The 15,325-nt window shown below is 72.9% G+C and carries 13 protein-coding genes and 1 pseudogene; 5 read left to right on the forward strand and 9 right to left on the reverse strand.

The genetic code is table 11. From position 1 onward, the window contains the following. The first annotated feature begins 106 nt into the window (after positions 1–106). The gene (locus tag ACH54P_RS32630; protein ID WP_489907145.1) at positions 107–1,834 is read left to right on the forward strand and encodes an Hsp70 family protein; all 1,728 of its coding nucleotides are present in this window, start codon (positions 107–109) and stop codon (positions 1,832–1,834) included. Between the two features lie 4 nt (positions 1,835–1,838). Here ACH54P_RS32630 and ACH54P_RS32635 read toward each other — a convergent pair whose 3' ends face one another. The 3 genes from ACH54P_RS32635 to ACH54P_RS32645 are packed head-to-tail and all read right to left on the reverse strand — an operon-like array spanning position 1,839 to position 3,739. Further along, positions 1,839–2,306 (reverse strand): YbaB/EbfC family nucleoid-associated protein, encoded by a 468-nt coding sequence (locus ACH54P_RS32635; RefSeq protein ID WP_489907146.1) that lies wholly within the window; start codon positions 2,304–2,306, stop codon positions 1,839–1,841. Next, the gene (locus tag ACH54P_RS32640; RefSeq protein ID WP_489907147.1) at positions 2,299–3,354 is read right to left on the reverse strand and encodes a hypothetical protein; all 1,056 of its coding nucleotides are present in this window, start codon (positions 3,352–3,354) and stop codon (positions 2,299–2,301) included. The genes ACH54P_RS32635 and ACH54P_RS32640 overlap by 8 nt, the downstream gene beginning before the upstream one ends. A 4-nt stretch (positions 3,355–3,358) precedes the next feature. Continuing rightward, on the reverse strand, positions 3,359–3,739 hold the full coding sequence (locus ACH54P_RS32645) for a hypothetical protein (RefSeq protein WP_489907148.1): 381 nt from the start codon (positions 3,737–3,739) through the stop codon (positions 3,359–3,361). 194 nt (positions 3,740–3,933) lie between these two features. Here ACH54P_RS32645 and ACH54P_RS32650 point away from each other — a divergent pair, with 194 nt between their 5' ends. Continuing rightward, complete coding sequence (locus ACH54P_RS32650) at positions 3,934–4,557, forward strand: Ig-like domain-containing protein (RefSeq protein ID WP_489907149.1); 624 nt, start codon at positions 3,934–3,936, stop codon at positions 4,555–4,557. Between the two features lie 37 nt (positions 4,558–4,594). On the opposite strand, the gene pcp is transcribed toward ACH54P_RS32650, so the two are convergent. Both pcp and ACH54P_RS32660 read right to left on the reverse strand, forming a co-directional pair. Then, entirely contained in the window at positions 4,595–5,236 is a 642-nt protein-coding gene (pcp, locus tag ACH54P_RS32655; protein ID WP_489907150.1) for a pyroglutamyl-peptidase I, read from the reverse strand. 64 nt (positions 5,237–5,300) lie between these two features. Next, a complete protein-coding gene (locus tag ACH54P_RS32660) occupies positions 5,301–6,731 on the reverse strand; it encodes a M1 family metallopeptidase (protein WP_489907151.1) in 1,431 nt (476 codons plus the stop codon). A 161-nt stretch (positions 6,732–6,892) separates the two neighbouring features. On the opposite strand from ACH54P_RS32660, the pseudogene ACH54P_RS32665 reads away from it, so the two are divergent. Continuing rightward, positions 6,893–10,065: pseudogene (locus ACH54P_RS32665) on the forward strand (AfsR/SARP family transcriptional regulator). Positions 10,066–10,163: 98 nt separating this feature from the next. Here ACH54P_RS32665 and ACH54P_RS32670 read toward each other — a convergent pair. Beyond that, on the reverse strand, positions 10,164–10,970 hold the full coding sequence (locus tag ACH54P_RS32670; RefSeq protein ID WP_489907152.1) for an ABC transporter permease: 807 nt from the start codon (positions 10,968–10,970) through the stop codon (positions 10,164–10,166). Then, the gene (locus ACH54P_RS32675) at positions 10,967–11,953 is read right to left on the reverse strand and encodes an ATP-binding cassette domain-containing protein (protein WP_489907153.1); all 987 of its coding nucleotides are present in this window, start codon (positions 11,951–11,953) and stop codon (positions 10,967–10,969) included. The genes ACH54P_RS32670 and ACH54P_RS32675 overlap by 4 nt, the downstream gene beginning before the upstream one ends. A 103-nt stretch (positions 11,954–12,056) precedes the next feature. Here ACH54P_RS32675 and ACH54P_RS32680 point away from each other — a divergent pair, with 103 nt between their 5' ends. Next, a complete protein-coding gene (locus ACH54P_RS32680) occupies positions 12,057–13,073 on the forward strand; it encodes an endonuclease/exonuclease/phosphatase family protein (RefSeq protein WP_489907154.1) in 1,017 nt (338 codons plus the stop codon). 25 nt (positions 13,074–13,098) lie between these two features. Then, entirely contained in the window at positions 13,099–14,208 is a 1,110-nt protein-coding gene (locus ACH54P_RS32685; protein WP_489907155.1) for a hypothetical protein, read from the forward strand. Here the strand turns inward: ACH54P_RS32685 and ACH54P_RS32690 are convergent. Then, positions 14,162–14,989 (reverse strand): SIR2 family NAD-dependent protein deacylase, encoded by an 828-nt coding sequence (locus tag ACH54P_RS32690; protein WP_489907156.1) that lies wholly within the window; start codon positions 14,987–14,989, stop codon positions 14,162–14,164. The two genes, ACH54P_RS32685 and ACH54P_RS32690, sit on opposite strands and share 47 nt — an antisense overlap. Then, positions 14,982–15,293 carry an antibiotic biosynthesis monooxygenase family protein gene (locus ACH54P_RS32695; RefSeq protein ID WP_489907157.1) on the reverse strand — a complete coding sequence of 104 codons (312 nt, stop codon included), beginning with the start codon at positions 15,291–15,293 and terminating at the stop codon, positions 14,982–14,984. Before ACH54P_RS32695 ends, ACH54P_RS32690 begins: the two co-directional genes overlap by 8 nt. Positions 15,294–15,325 lie beyond the last annotated feature (32 nt).

The following is a 15,325-nucleotide window of genomic DNA, read 5'->3' on the forward strand; positions in this document are numbered from 1 at the left end:
GCTCGTCAGGTAGCACGGAGGAAGGGCGGTTCCCCGCGAAGGGGAGCCGCCCTTCTCGCGTCCGGGGGCATGAGACGATGCCCGCGGGCTCGGGAGGGGAACCGCTTTGGACGTGCTGTCGATCGACTTCGGGACTTCCAGCACGGTCGGGGTGCTCTCCGCCTTCGGACGCGGGCCGCGGGCCATCGAGGTCGACGGGTCCGTCACCATGTCCTCCGCCGTCTACGTCAACGACGACGGCCTGCTCGTCGTCGGGCAGGACGCCGAGCGGCGGGCGCGGCTCGATCCCAGCCGGTTCGAGCCCAACCCCAAGCGGCGCCTCGACGAGGGCACCCTGCGGCTCGGCGACGTCACCATCGACGTCACCGACGCCTTCGCCGCGGTCCTGCGGCGGATGGGCGAGGAGGCCGAGCGGCAGCTGGGCCGGCCGCCCGGGCAGGTCCGGATCTCGCACCCCGCCGGCTGGGGCGCCACGCGGCAGGAAGCGCTTCGCACCGCCGCCACGAAGGCCGGGTTCGGGGACGTACGGCTGATCCCGGAGCCGGTGGCCGCGGCCGCCCACTACGCGAGCCTCGGCAACTCCCACACCGGTCCCATCGGCGTCTACGACCTCGGCGCCGGCACCTTCGACTGCGCGGTCGTCGGCGTGAACCAGCAGGGCTTCGCCGTGCTCGCCGAGGACGGCCTGCCCGACCTCGGCAGCCTCGACATCGACCAGGCGCTGCTCGTGCACATCGGCCGGTCGGTGTCGCACGCCGATCCGGCGCAGTGGCAACGCCTCCTGCGCCCGCAGACCACCGCCGACCGCCGCCTCCGCCGAGCCCTCCTGCAGGACGTCCGCGACGCCAAGGAAAGCCTGTCGCGGCACGCGCAGACCCACGTGCCCATGCCCGAGCCGTTCGGTGACGTCCTGGTCAGCCGGGACGAACTGGAGGCGCTCGTGCGGCCCAGCCTGCTGCGCAGCGCCGAGCTGCTCGGTGCGACGATCGCCCGCGCCGGGCTGAGTCCCGCGCAGCTGGCCGGCATCTACCTCGTCGGCGGGCCGAGCCGGATGCCGCTGCTGGCCGCGCTGCTCGGCCGCCAGCTCGGCGTCGTGCCGACCACCCAGGACCAGCCCGAGACGGCGGTCGCGTTCGGGCTGCACCACGTCCCGCTGGGCACCGCCACCGACCTCACCGTGCCCGCGTTCGCACCGGTCCGCCCGCCGGTGACGCCGCCGCGGCCGCAGCCGTGGCAGCAGCAGGCCGTCCGGCCGCCGCAGTACGCGCCGCCGCCGCCGACAACGCCGACGCCGACGAAGAACACCAAGCCGTGGCTCATCGCGCTGGCGGTGCTGGTCGTCGTCGCGATCGTGGTCACCGTGATCGTCCTGGCCACCAAGGGTGAATCGGCCGCTCAGTCCACAGTGGACTGCACCACGACGGCCCAGCGCGACCAAGCCGGGTTCACCCCGTGCCTGCGCTCGTTGGCCGGCACCGTCCCGGACCGCGCCACCTGCCGGGCGGCCGACTCGGTGGCCCGGCTGGTGCACGCCCAGGCAGCCGTCACCTGCGGGTTCGGCAACGGCGCCGCCGTCAGCTACTACCAGGGCGTGACCGTCCAGGAGATCGAGGCGGCAGCGAAGCTGCAGATGGGCGACGGCACCGTCCAACGCGGCACCTGGGACGGCGGCGGGCTGCACGGCCAGTACGTCGCCGGAGTCGGCAGCGTCACGGGGATCGTGCTCTTCGGCGCGGACGACCGCCGGGTGGCCGGGCTCTACGTCTCGATCGGCCGTGAGCGCCGCACCCCGGACCTCGTCGCCTACTTCACCGGAGAGCTCAAACCCGCCTGACGGCTCACCAGGCCTGGTCCATCCGCGGGCCCTGGCGGTAGAAGTCTTCGTCCGCCACGGGGCCGGGTGGCGGCGGGGCGGCCGGGGCCTCGGCCGACCGGTCCTTCAGCACCGCGTCGGTCCGCTCATCGCGCGAAGGAGCGGCGGGTGACGGCGAAACGGGATCGGGCTCGAACTGCATCCGCCAGCGCAGCCGGTCCATCAGGTAGCCGCCGGTGCCCAGGGGCGCGAGCAGCTGCCCGGTCCGTTTCGCCGACTCCCGCTGCGCGTCGACGTAGGTCCGCAGGACGGCGTCGGCGATCTCGGCCGGCGACATCCGCGAGACGGCGTCGGTGAGCCGCAGCCGGGTGAGCACGCCGTCGGTGTTGACCGACAGCGAAACCGCGCCGTCGGTGGACGTCGCCGTCGCCGACAGCGCGGACAGCTCGGCCAGCAGCGCGTCGCGGTCGGGTTTCGCCGTCTGGTCAGCCATTCAGGCGCTCCAAGTGGCCGCCGTCGGACACCTGGCCGTCGGGAGCGATGTCGACGTTCGCGTCGCGGACGTTCTCCTCGGTCCGCCGCGAGGTGTGGTCGGTCTCGAAGTTGTCCGGGTCGAAGCTCGAGCCCGGGCTGACGTCCGGTGACTCGGGGATCGGCGGCAGGTCGACGGCCTCGTCGCCGATGCGGTCCGCCAGGGTTGCGGCGGCCTGGCCGGCGCCGTCGCGGATCTTGCCCGCGCTGTCGATGAAGCTCTGGTACAGGTCGAACGCGTTGTCGCCGGTGATCTCCGCCTGGTTGGCCACCACCGCGGTGATCGCGCCGCCTGCCGCGTTCCCGGCGACCAGCGCGCCGTTGGCCGCGGTGAAGATCGTCGTCCCCGCCGCGGCACCCGCACCGCCGGTGGCCACGGCGAGCAGCCCGGTGACCGCGCCCGCGAACGTCGCCGCGAGCACCTTCGACATCGCCGATTCGCGCTTGCGCTCCTGCGACTTCTGGTAGTCCTCGGCCGTCTGCTTGAACGTGGAGCCGAGGTTGCTCAGGTCCTGGCGGGCCGACGCGATCGCCTCGCGCGCGGCGACGAGGTCGCTCTCCAGCACCGTGATCTTCGACGTCACCGCCGTGAAGGTCTCGGCCAGGTCGTGGAGGTAGGCCTTGACGGCGTTGGCCGCGGAGCCGCGCCAGACGTCGAGGAACTGCTGCGCGTCGTCGAGCTTCGGCCCCGACTCGCGCTGCAGCTGCTTCCAGACGGCGTCGTGCTTCATGATCAGGCTCTGCAGGCCGTCGGCCGAGTCGTGGTCGATGTCGGCGTCGGAGAACTCGCGGTAGATGGCCGCGATGTCGTCCTGCATCTTCCGGAAGCCGGATTCGTCGTTGCCCAGGCTGAACACCCAGTCCGTGTACTTGAGGATCTCGAGGGCGTCCAGCGCGTCGTTCGCGCCGTCGGTCAGGTCCGCGGACACGCCTTCGAGCAGTTCCGCGCGGCGGTCGTCGCCGTCGGACATCGGCTGGGCGTCGAGCCCGGAGTCGAAGTAGCCGTCCACGGCGTCAGTTCCCTTCCAGGCCCGCGGCCGCGCGGTTGACGCGCTGCTTCGAGTCCTCGTCGGCCTTTTCGTACAGTTCCGCGACCCGCATCAATGCGTGGCTGGTGTCGGCGGTGGTCTGGTGCAGGCGGGCGACCAGCTTCTGGATCTTCTCCAGGTGGTCGTTGTAGGCCTTGGCGACCGCGGGCATCCCCAGCGACCGGCCGAAGGCGTTGTCCACGGGCAGCATCCCGGCGATGCCGCCGAAGAGCCCGCCGCCGTCGGAGGAGACGGGGACGTCGGTGCCGCGCAGGCCGTTCGACGCGGTTTCGGCGGCGCCGGCGGCGCCCTGGAGGGCCGCGGCCGAGTCCCGCAGGTCCTGCAGGTCGGTCTCGAATCCGATCATCACTCACCTCTGGTTCGGGCTGCGCGTTCCGGACATGTAAACACCGTTCGTTCACCCCGCAGGGTGCTTTGCCGGCGGTGTGCCTCAGATCACGGGAGCGTCGCCGTACCGCCGAACGGGGGAATGTCGTCCGTGCGGGCGTGGCCGGCGCTCTTACCTGCATGAGCACAGTCACGGAACCTCGCGCTCCGACCGTGCGGAGCCAGTTGCGCGAGGCGAAACGCTTCTCCTGGACCGGGTTCGCCGTCACGGTCGGGGCGTCGCTGCTGGGCACGCTCGTCCCGGCGGCGATCGGCGCCGGCCCGAACGCGACGCTGATCTCGACGTTGGTGGTCACGGTCCTGGCGGCCGGCGGGTTCACCGCCAAGGACGGCAGTGCCCGTGGCATCAAGGCGATCGCGATCGTCCTGCTGGCCACCGGCGCGCTGGTCCTCACGGTCACCGGCGTGACCGTGCTCGACCTCGTGCGCGGAACCCCGGCGACGTTCCCGGTGGGAACGGCCGAGAATCCCGCCGTGCTGGTCCCCGAGTCGGTCGCCTGCGGCACGACCCCGGTGCGCACGACGACGACCTGCACGGTGGCGGTCCGCAGCGTCGGCGCGAGCGCGCTGCGCGTCAGCGGGATCGACCTGGACGGCACGGACTTCGCGGTGGACGCGAGCGCGTGCGTCGGCCACGACGTGACCCCGGGCCGGCGCTGCACCCTCGTCGTGAGCTTCACGCCGGGCTGGAGCGGCGACCGGGTCGCGGACCTGACGGTCCACCACAACGTCCCGGGCCCACCGGCGTTCGTGGAACTCACCGGCCGCGGCGGTTAGCGGACGCAGGCCGCTCCCGCCACGACGAGTGCTGTCGTCAGTGCTCCGCGCCCGCGCTGACCGCGATGTCCTCGGTGACCCGCGACGCCGTGTCCGCGAGGACCTCCAGCGCGTCGGCGATGCGGTCCACCCCCAGCGAAGGCGCGGTCTTCCCGGACGCCGCGACCTGCTCCGGGCTGAACGGGACGTGCACGAAACCGCCGCGCACGCCGGGGAAGTCCGAGGCCAGCAGGTGCATCAGGCCGTAGAAGACGTGGTTGCACACGTACGTCCCCGCCGTGTGGGACACCGACGCCGGGACGCCCGCCGCGCGGATCGCCGCCACGCAGGCCTTCACCGGCAGCGTCGCGAAGTACGCCGCCGGGCCGTCGGCGACCACCGGGACGTCCACCGGCTGCGCGCCCGCGTTGTCCGGGATGCGGGCGTCGATCAGGTTGACCGCGACGCGCTCCGGCGTCACCTCGGCGCGGCCGCCCGCCTGGCCGACGCACACCACCAGCGAAGGCCGGTGCTCTTCGAGAGCCCGCCGCAGCGCGGGCAGCGACGCCGCGAACTCGCAGGGCAGCTCGACCGCCGCGATGTCGTCCCGGCGCGCGCCGAGCCGCGAAACCGCCTGCCACGACGGGTTCACCGACTCGCCGCCGAACGGCGCGAACCCCGTCATCAACACCCTGCTCATGCACCCTCCCGAACGAAAGCGTCGAGGCCACCCTACGACCGCGGGGTGGCCTCGACGGACTCGCTCAGGCGGCGGGCTTGAGCCCACCCGGGAAGAGGTACTCGTCGGCGGGCTTGCCGGTGCCGTACACCCACGCGTCGAAGAAGCCCTTCAGGCTCCGGTGCGCGACGCTTTCGGTGTACCGCTGGAACTCCTGCATGCTGGCGTTCCCGTCGCGGTGCAGCGACGGCCAGGTCTTCAGCACCCGGTCGAACGCGGCCTGCCCGATGTAGTTCCGCAGCGCGTGCAGCATCATCGGGCCCTTCGAGTACACGTACGTGAACTCGTGGCCGGCGCCCATGTCGTACAGCTTGCCGTTCCAGAAGTTCGCCGACGCCTTGCTGACGTCGGCCGCGTACTGCTTGTCCAGGTCCACGCCCCCCTTCGCTTCGTCCCAGAGCCACGTGGCGTAGGAGGCGAAGCACTCGTTCAGGCAGACGTCGCGCCAGTGCGCGACGGCCACCGAGTCGCCGTACCACTGGTGGGCGTTCTCGTGGACGATCGTCGCCACCGTGCCGGCCCCGCCCGAGTAGATCGGCCGGCTCATCGTCTCCAGCGAGAAGCCGATCTGCTCGTGCAGGAAGATGCCGCCCGCCGCGTCGACCGGGTACGCGCCGAACTTCGACTCGAGGAAGTCGAGGATCTCGGGCAGCCGCGCCTCGGCCTGCTTCGTCGAGTCGGGCACGCCCGGGGCGAACGCGTTGACGATCGGGGTGCCGTCCGCCCGCTTCTGGCGGTCGAAGGTCCACTTGTCGATCGCGACCGTCGTCATGTACGGCACGATCGGCGTCTCTTCGGCCCAGACGTGCGTGGTGCCGCCCGGTGCCTTGACCGAGCCGCGCTCGCGGCCGTTGGCGATCACGCCCCACTCGTCGGGCACGGTGATCGCGAGGTGGAACGTGGCCTTGTCGAGCGGGGTGTCGTTGACCGGGTACCAGGTCGTGGCCGACTTCGGCTCGCCGGCGACGAACGCGCCGCCCGCCTGGGCGTACTGCCAGCCGTTGTTGCCGAGCGCCGGGTTGTCGATCGGCTCGGGCACGCCGTGGTAAGCGATCTTGACCCCGAAGCGCTGGCCGCGCCGCAGCGGCCGCGACGGCGTGATCACGAGCTCGTGGTCGCCGGTGCGGGCGAACTTCGCGTCGCGCCCGTCGACCCGCACCGAGTCCACGGTCAGCCCGTGCAGGTCGAGGTTGAACGAGCTGAGCGACTGCGTCGCCCGCGCGGAGATGTCCTGCGCGCCGGTGAGCTGGTGCGACGCGGGGTCGTAGGTGACCTTCAGGTTGTAGTCGGCGACGTCGTAGCCGCCGTTGCCGTCCTGCGGGTAGTAGCTGTCGCCGGCGCCGTCGCTGCCGGGCGTCGCCCGGCCCCAGCCGTCTCCCGCCGCGGCAACACCGGTCCCGAGGCAGAGACTGGCAACCACGGCCGCCGCCACCACGACCGGCTTCTGTGCCCTCATGAACGCTCCTGTCCGTAGCAGATGGACCTCGTTCCGCAACGTATCGCCACGATCGGGCGCACCGGCCGTTCGCGTCGCATTTGTCCGGATAATCAGCCCTTCCGTCGGCCTGTCCGGGCTGCGCGGACCGGCGTCGCCCCGCCGTCTGGAAAGCTGGACGCATGCGCGTTGCGCTGCTGGGCCCGCTGCGGGCGGCGGAGGACGACGGCACGCCGATCGACATCGGCGGCGCCCGCCTCCGCATGCTCTTGGCCAGGCTCGCGCTGGACCCCGGGCGCGCCGTCCCGGCCGACGCGCTGATCGACGGGCTCTGGGGTGCCGCCCCCCGGCCGACGCGGCCAACGCCCTGCAGTCGCTGGTCTCCCGGTTGCGGAAAGCACTGCCCGTGGCGATCGAATCCGGCCCGGGCGGTTACCGGCTGGCGCTGGCGCGGGACGACGTCGACGCCGAGCGGTTCGAACGGCTCGCCGCCGACGGCCGCCGTGAGCTGGCCGCGGGCCGGGACGCCCACGCGGCCGAGCTGCTCGCCGACGCTCTCGCGCTGTGGCACGGTGCCGCGCTCGCCGACGTCCTCGACGCGCCGTTCGCGCAGGCGCCCGCGCGGCGGCTCACCGCGCTTCGGGCCGAGGCGGCCGAGGACCGGTTCGAAGCCCTGATCCGGCTGGGCGAGCACGCCGGCGTCCTGGCCGACCTGACCGCCGCGGCCGAGGCCGACCCGCTGCGCGAACGGCTCGCCGGGCTGCGGATCCGCGCGCTCTGCGCGGCCGGGCGGCAGTCGGAGGCCCTGGCCGTCTACGCCGGGATCCGCCGCACCCTGGCCGACCAGCTCGGCGTCGACCCGTCGGCCGAGCTGCAGGAGATCCACGTCGCCGCGCTGCGCGGCGAGTTCGCGCCGCCGTCGCCGGTGACCGACCGGCTGCCGACCCGGCTGACCACGTTCGTCGGCCGCGACGACGAGCTCAAGCTGCTGGCCGAACTGCTCGGCGGCGCCCGGCTGGTCACCCTGACCGGGCCGGGCGGGGCGGGCAAGACCCGGCTGGCCACCGAGACGGCGTCCCGGCACCCGGCGCACCAGCAGGGCCGCGTCTGGTTCGCCGCACTGGCCGGCGTCCGCGACCCCGGCGACGTCGGCGGCGCGCTGCTGGGCGCGCTGGGCGTCCGGGAGATCCGCAGCACCGAGACCGAGGTCCGCCGCCGCCCGGTGGACCTGCTCGAACAGGCCGTCGAGGTGCTGGGCGGCGCGGAAGCGCTGCTGGTGCTGGACAACTGCGAGCACGTCGTCGACGCGGCTGCGCGGCTGGCCGACGAGCTGCTCCAGCGGGCGCCGCGGCTGCGGATCCTCGCCACCAGCCGCGAACCGCTGGCGATCACCGGGGAGGCGCTCTGCCCGCTCGGTCCGTTGCCGGTGCCCGCCGAACGCGTCGCGCCCGCGGAGGCGGCCGAGCTCGACTCGACGAGGCTGTTCCTCGACCGGGCGGCCGCGGTCCGCCCCGACTTCGTGCTCGACGAGTCCACTGTGGATCCCGTCGGGGAGATCTGCCGCCGGCTCGACGGGATGCCGCTGGCCCTGGAGCTGGCCGCCGCGCGGCTGCGGTCGATGACCGTGACCCAGATCGCCGGGCGGCTGGGCGACCGGTTCCGGCTGCTCACGTCGGGCAGCCGCACGGCGCTGCCGCGGCAGCGGACGCTGCGCGCGGTCGTCGAGTGGAGCTGGGACCTGCTGACCGAGCCCGAGCTGGTGCTGGCCCGGCGGCTCGCCGTGTTCGCCGGCGGGGCCGAGCCGGCGCCGATCGAAGCCGTCTGCGCCGACGAGCTGCTGCCCGCCGCCGACGTGCCGTACGTGCTGGGCAGCCTGGTCGAGAAGTCCATTGTGGATGTGGTGGACGCCGGGTGCGGCGAGCCGCGGTACCGGATGCTGGAGACACTGCGCGCGTACGCCACCGAGCGGCTGGTGGAGTCGGGCGAGCACGACCGGACGCGCCGGGCGATGGCCGCCTACTACGCCGAGCTCGCCCAGCGGCTCGAGCCGACGCTGCGCACCGCCGACCAGCTGAAGGCGATCGACGAGTACGAAGCCGAGAGCGTGAACATGATCGCGGCCCTGCGCGGCGCGATCGAGATGTCCGATGTGGACAGCACGGTCGCCCTGCTGGACGGGATGTTCTGGTACCTCACCATTCTCGGCCAGGGCGAGCGCGTCGGCGGCCTGATCCGCGGGACCCTCGACTTCGGCGACCGGTTGCCCGCGCCGGTCCGGGCCGCCTACCGGGCGCTCAGCTACCTCATGGACGCCATCCCGGTCCGGTCCGAACAGACCGAGATCCTCCAGCTGGTCGACGACTGCGTGCGCACCGACGCGGTGGACCGGTACCCCGGGCTCGCGGTGGCGCTGCCGATGCTGGCCTTCCTCGGCGGCGATCGCGAGGTCGCCGCCCGCGAGGTGCGCCGGTCCGAGGCGAGCCCGGACCCGTGGACGCGGGCCGGCGGGCACTGGGTGGAGAGCTTCCTGCTCGACGACGCGGGTGACGTCGAAGGCGCCGACCGCGCCCGCGACCTGGCCCACGCCGGGTTCGAGGAGGTCGGCGACCGCTGGGGCATCGCGATGACGCTGAGCTTCAAGGCCTTCGCGCTGTCACAGGACGGCGAGAGCGCGAAGGCCATCGAGATCTACCAGCGGGGCCTGGCCCTTTCGATGGAGCTGCGTTCGCACGAAGACGCCGTGCAGCACTGGTGGCGGCTGTCCGTCGAGCGGGCGCGCGCCGGGGACTTCGAGGGCGCCTGGCGCGACCAGGAGGCCGCGGAGCGCTACGGCGAAGGCGTCACGAACCTGCAGCACCGGGCCATCCTGATGTTCGGCCGGCTGGAACTGCTGCTGCGCACGGGGGCGCTGGCCGAAGCCCGGGCGCTCCTCGATCGCGTCTCCGCCCTCGGTGGCGACGACTGGTTCCCGGGCGGCATCGGCGACGAGTTCATCCACGCGTTCGAAGCGCGGATCCTGCTGGCCGAGGACCGCGCCGACGAGGCCGAGCCGCACGTCGCCATCGCGATCCGGGCCACGAACGGGCGCGGCGACATGCCCGACCTGGCCGGGGCCGTGGAGCTGCTGGCGCTGATCCGCGCCCGGCAGGGCCGCCACGAGACGGCCACCCGGGTGCTGGCGGCCTCCGCCGTCATCCGCGGACGTCTCGACCGCGGCAGCCCCGAGCTGCGGGAGCTGATCGCCGAACTGCGGACCGTCCTCCCGAACTACGACGAGCTGTACGAGCGAGGGCGCACGGTGTCCAAAAAGGACGTCATCACCTGGCTGCTGGACGAGATCGGCCCGACACCGTGAACTCCGCCGGGTCTCCGGCGTGCTGAAGGGGACGTCCGCCCCGCGAACGTCCCCTTCAGCTTCCCCTGGCGCGACTCACCCCCGTGCGTCCGCGCCTCTCAGACCCGCCGGCGGTACGCCCACGTCGCCAGCGGGAAGAACACGATCACCGCGCCGGCCATCCAGGCCAGTGCGCCGGCCAGCGGGCCCGCGACGGCGCCGCCGTTCATCAGGCCGCGCAGGGCGTTCGCCATCAGGCTGACCGGGCTGATGTCGGCCCAGGCGCGCAGCCAGCCCGGCATCGTGGACGTCTGGACGAACACGTTGCTGCCGAACGTCAGCGGCATGATGAAGACGAACATCAGGGCCTGCGCCGAACCCGGCGACTTCATCAGCATGCCGACGAACACCGAGGCCCAGCAGAAGGCCAGCCCGAACGCCAGCGCCAGCAGGATCGCCACGGCGAACTCCGCCGGGCTGGTCGCGATCCGGTAGCCCATGATCGTCGCCACGACCATCAGCACGGTGAGGCACACGAGGTACCGCACGATGTCGGCGAGCACCGCGCCGATCAGCGGTGCCGACCGCGCGATCGGCATGCTGCGGAACCGGTCGAACACGCCCTTGCTGACGTCGGTGTTGAGCTGCACGCCGACCGTCAGGCTGGCCTGCAGGATGTTCATCACGATGATGCCGGGCACGACCAGCTGCAGGTAGGCGTCGGTCGAGCCGGACAGCGCGCCGCCGAACAGGTAGACGAACATCACCAGGAAGATGATCGGCATCAGGGTGACGTCGGCCAGCTGTTCGGGGTTCTTGCGGATCTTCAGGATGCCGCGCCAGGCCAGCGAAAGCGCGTGCTGGAACCCCTTGGCGGGGCTGATGTGCCGCGGCGGGGCCGGGCGGTCGAGCGCCAGCGTCGTCATGCCAGGCTCCCTTCGAGGTCTCGGGTGGTCTTGTCCTCAGCGGACTCTTCGGCGGTGTGCCCGGTCAGGGCGAGGAACACCTCGTCGAGGCTGGGCAGCCGCAGCGCCAGCTCGTCCGCGGTGATCCCGGCCTCGTCCAGCTTGCGGACCAAAGTGGACAGCAGGACCGGGTCGTTGACCGGCGCGGTGAGCAGCCCGCTCGAATCGTCGCGGGTCGGCCGGACGCCGGAGAGGTCGCCGAGGATCCGGTTGACGGCGTCCATGTCGGACAGCTGGGTCGGCCGGACCTGCAGCGTCTGCCCGCCGACGCGGCGCTTCAGCTCGTCGGCCCGGCCGTCGGCGACGACGCGGCCGTGGTCGAACACGGTGATCTTGTCGGCCAGCTGGTCGGCCTCTTCCAGGTACTGCGTGGTCAGCAGCACGGTCGCGCCCTCGGCGACGAGACCGCGGACGACGTCCCAGACCTCGTTGCGGGCGTGCGGGTCGAGCCCGGTGGTCGGCTCGTCGAGGTAGAGCACCTCGGGACGGCCGACGAGGCTGGCCGCCAGGTCGATCCGCCGCCGCATGCCGCCGGAGTACGTCCGGATCGGCCGCTTGGCCGCGCCGGTCAGCTCGAACCGCTCGATCAGCTCGGCGGCGCGCGTCTTGGCGTGGGCGCGGGAGTGGCCGTACAGCCGTCCGATCAGGACGAGGTTCTCGATGCCGTTGAGGTCCTCGTCGACCGACGCGTACTGCCCGGTCAGCCCGATGAGGCTGCGGACGCGGACGGGGTCGGCGACGACGTCGTAACCCCCGACCGTGGCTCTGCCGGCATCGGGTTTCATCAGGGTCGCCAGGATCCGGACGGCGGTCGTCTTGCCGGCGCCGTTCGGTCCGAGCACCCCCACGACCTGGCCGAACGGGACCTCGAGGTCCACCCCGTCCAGCGCCTTGGTGTCCCCGAAATGCTTGACCAGGCCTTCGGCCTGGATCGCGTGCGACATGGGCGTCCTCCTTCTCTGGTCGCTGGGGACCACCCTGGACGCCGGAGCTGGCAGGCCGCGCACAGCGCGCTGGCAGCCGCTGGCAGCCACTGGTGGAGATCTTGTGGAGGAGTGGTCGGGACCCGGGCCCTCCGGCGCCGGCCTCGGCATACTCGGCAGCATGGTGATTGCGGAAGAGACGCGGTCGCGGCGGAAGAACCCGCTGGTCACGGCCCTGCTGATGGTGCCGGTGGTGCCGCTGGCGGTGCTCGCGGCGCTGCGCCTGATCGGCTACGACGGCGACTGGTACACCCTCGTCGCGCTGTCGCTGACGCCGTACGTGGCGGCGGGTGGCGCGCTGCTCGCCGGGCTGGCCCTGGCGCTGCGGCGGTGGTGGACCGGCGGGGTCGCGCTGGTGCTGGCGATCGTGCTGGCCGTCCTCGTGCTCCCGCGGCTCGCGGCGGCCGACCAGCGCCAGGTGCACGGCAAGACCCTGCGCGTGCTCGCCTCGAACCTGCTCTACGGCCAGGCGGACCCCAAGGCCGTCGTCGACCTGGTGCGCGAGCAGCGGATCGACGTGCTGAACCTGGTCGAGCTGACGCCCCGCGCGGTCGACGGGCTGACCGCGGCCGGGCTGTTCGAGACGCTGCCGCACCGGGTGCTGCACCCGGCGCCGGGCGCGTTCGGCTCGGGGATCGTGTCGCGCTTCCCGCTGACGGAGGTCAACCTGACCGGCGATTCGGCGGCCAAGCAGCCGGGCGCGCAGGCCGACCTCGGCGACGGCGTCGTGGCCGAGATCGTCGCCGTCCACCCGATCTCCCCGGACGTCGACACCCCGCAGTGGGAGCGCGAGATCAAGGACCTCTCCCGCGCGGCCGGCGAGCACGGGCTCCGCATCCTGGCGGGCGACTTCAACGCGACGCTGGACCACGCGGCCTTCCGGACGGTGCTGTCCCGCGGCTACAACGACGCCGCGGAAGCGCGCGGCGAGGCGCTGGTGCCGACGTGGCCCGCCTCGCTCCCGGTCGCGACGATCGACCACGTGGTGGTGGACAACCGGGCCGCGGTCCAGGACTACCGCGTGTTCGACGTCCCGGGCAGCGACCACCGGGCGGTGTTCGCCGAAGTGCGCCTGCCGTGAGCCCGGTCCCGGCAGGCTGACGGGCATGCGAAGACTCGTGCTCGCGCTGGTCCTGCTGGTCGCCGGGTGCGGGCAGCCCACCGCGTCTTCGGGCGCACTCGGCTTCGAAAAGCACCAGGGAGCGGTGCAGTTCCCCGGCGCCGGCGACTGGGTGGCGTCGGACGTCGGGCTGAAGGTGCTGGTCCCGGTCGGCGGCTGCGTGCTCGGGGTCGGGAACTTCTCGAACGGCTACCGGGACGTCGCGGCGAACTGGACCGGCGATCCGGGTTGCACGACGTTGACGATCGATCCGGCGCCCGGCAGTGGCGGTGGCGGTCCGGAAGCGGCGAACGGCTGGCGCGGTGGCGGTCTGGCGGCGCAGGGCGCCGTGCCCGGCCCGGACGGCTCGGTGATCGGCGTCGGAACCCGGTTCTCCCGGCGCGAACCCGACGGCACGGTCCGCCAGCTCGCCGAGCTGCGCGGTTCTCGGGCGCCGCGGGGGCTCGCGCGGTCGGGCGGCAACCTCGTGGCGGTCGGGACGGCGTTCCTCGACGCGCGGACGACCCGGCCGGTGGCCTGGGTGTCGGCCGACGAGGGCGAGACGGAACGCACGGTCGTGATGCCGATCGTGGAAGGTGCCGACCTCGCGAACCTGCCCTGGTCGGTGGCCGCGAACGGCGCCGAGCTGCTCGCGGCGGGCTACTCGGGCCCGCGCCTGGAGGTCTGGGCGTCCCACGACGGCGGCGGCAGCTGGACGGTGTCGCAGGTGCCGACGCCGACGCCGTCCACGGTCGTGTACGGCATCCTCCCGGTCGCGGGCCAGTGGCTGCTCTACGGCGAAACGAACACCGGCACCACGGACGCGCCGGTCCTGATCTCGGGCCGGCCGGGCGCGTGGTCCACAGTGGACATCCCCGGCGGCGGGGGGATCATCGCGGGGACGGTGGACGCGGCGGGCAAGCCGGTGCTCGCCGGGCGGACGTTCACGGGTGACTCGAAGGAGTACTGCTCGTTCGTGCTGGTGCCCGGCGAGAACGGCTGGCAGCGCGGAGAACTGGGGTGCGGCGAGTCCCCGGTGACGGCCGCGGCGACGCTGGCCGACGGCCGGGTCATGCTCGCCGGGAACCGCGATCTCTGGCTGCGTCCAGCGCCGTGAGGGTTTCCCGTGCGCCGGCCGCGATGGAGACCCCGCGGCCGTGGCGGATCTCCGGCTCCCGCGGGTTGATCCGGATCAGCGCGCCGGTGGCCGCGCTGGCCAGTTCGGCGTAGCGGCGGACGGTCGGGACGGCCTGGCCCGCGCCCAGCTCGACAACCACGAGGTCGCGAGCCGTGCGGCGCCACGCCGTCAGCTCGTCCAGCTGGGCCTGGCTGCGGTCCGGGACCCACGCGTAGTCGCCGAACATCAGGATGTTCGGCCGCGCGAGGCCACCGCAGCGGGGGCACGACGGCAGCGGCGGCACCGCGCGCATGGTCTCCTCGTCGATGGCGACGTCGACGTCGGCGGCCCGGATTTCGGCCGTGCACCCGGACAGGCACTGCAGGTGGTGGATCGAGCCGTGCGCCTCGGCGACGAACTCGAAGCCCGCCTTCTGGAACTGGCCGTCCACATTGGACGTGAAGACGCGGACGCCGCAGGGCAGGCGCGAGCCGAGCTCGAGCAGCAGCCGGAACCCGTCGTGCGGCACGGTGTTCCGGTACAGCGCCAGCCGGTGCCCGTAGAAGCCCCAGGCCAGCTCGGGGTCGTCGGCGAAGTGCCGCGGGTCGGCGAGCTCTTCGAACCGCAGCCCCAGCCGCGCGTACGGCGGGTACGCCCGCCAAAAGCCTTCGCCGCCGCGGAAGTCCGGCAGGCCGGAGTCGACCCCCATCCCGGCGCCGGCGCAGATCAGGAGCGCGCCGGCACCGTCCAGGAGTTCCGCGGCCCTGGCGAGCTCACTCACCCGGGTTCGAGCCGAGGACGACCTCGAATTCGAGGAGGTTCGCCCCGGTGGACACGGGCTTGGCGCGCTCGCCGGAGTGCGCCGCCGCGGCCGGGCCGCCCTTCGCCCACGCCTGGTAGTGCTCCTCGGTTTCCCACTTCGTGTAGACGAAGTAGCGCGTCTCGCCGGAGACCGGGCGCAGCAGCTCGAACCCGAGGAAACCCGGCTGCTGGTCGACGGAGTGCAGCCGCGCCGCGAACCGCTTCTCCAGCTCGGGCCCGGCGCCTTCGGGTACCTCGATCGCGTTGATCTTCACAACACTCATGGCTCCAGGGTAGTTGGCCGTCCGGTGTGATC

The organism is Amycolatopsis sp. N2S4-7, assembly GCF_058119595.1.

Excerpts from the sequence above, each read along its gene's own strand:
- ACH54P_RS32635 (WP_489907146.1), bottom strand. The coding sequence starts at position 2,306 with ATGGCTGACCAGACGGCGAAACCCGACCGCGACGCGCTGCTGGCCGAG.
- ACH54P_RS32645 (WP_489907148.1), bottom strand. The coding sequence starts at position 3,739 with ATGATCGGATTCGAGACCGACCTGCAGGACCTGCGGGACTCGGCCGCG.
- pcp (WP_489907150.1), bottom strand. The coding sequence starts at position 5,236 with ATGAGCAGGGTGTTGATGACGGGGTTCGCGCCGTTCGGCGGCGAGTCG.
- ACH54P_RS32660 (WP_489907151.1), bottom strand. The coding sequence starts at position 6,731 with ATGAGGGCACAGAAGCCGGTCGTGGTGGCGGCGGCCGTGGTTGCCAGT.
- ACH54P_RS32670 (WP_489907152.1), bottom strand. The coding sequence starts at position 10,970 with ATGACGACGCTGGCGCTCGACCGCCCGGCCCCGCCGCGGCACATCAGC.
- ACH54P_RS32675 (WP_489907153.1), bottom strand. The coding sequence starts at position 11,953 with ATGTCGCACGCGATCCAGGCCGAAGGCCTGGTCAAGCATTTCGGGGAC.
- ACH54P_RS32685 (WP_489907155.1), top strand. The coding sequence starts at position 13,099 with ATGCGAAGACTCGTGCTCGCGCTGGTCCTGCTGGTCGCCGGGTGCGGG.
- ACH54P_RS32695 (WP_489907157.1), bottom strand. The coding sequence starts at position 15,293 with ATGAGTGTTGTGAAGATCAACGCGATCGAGGTACCCGAAGGCGCCGGG.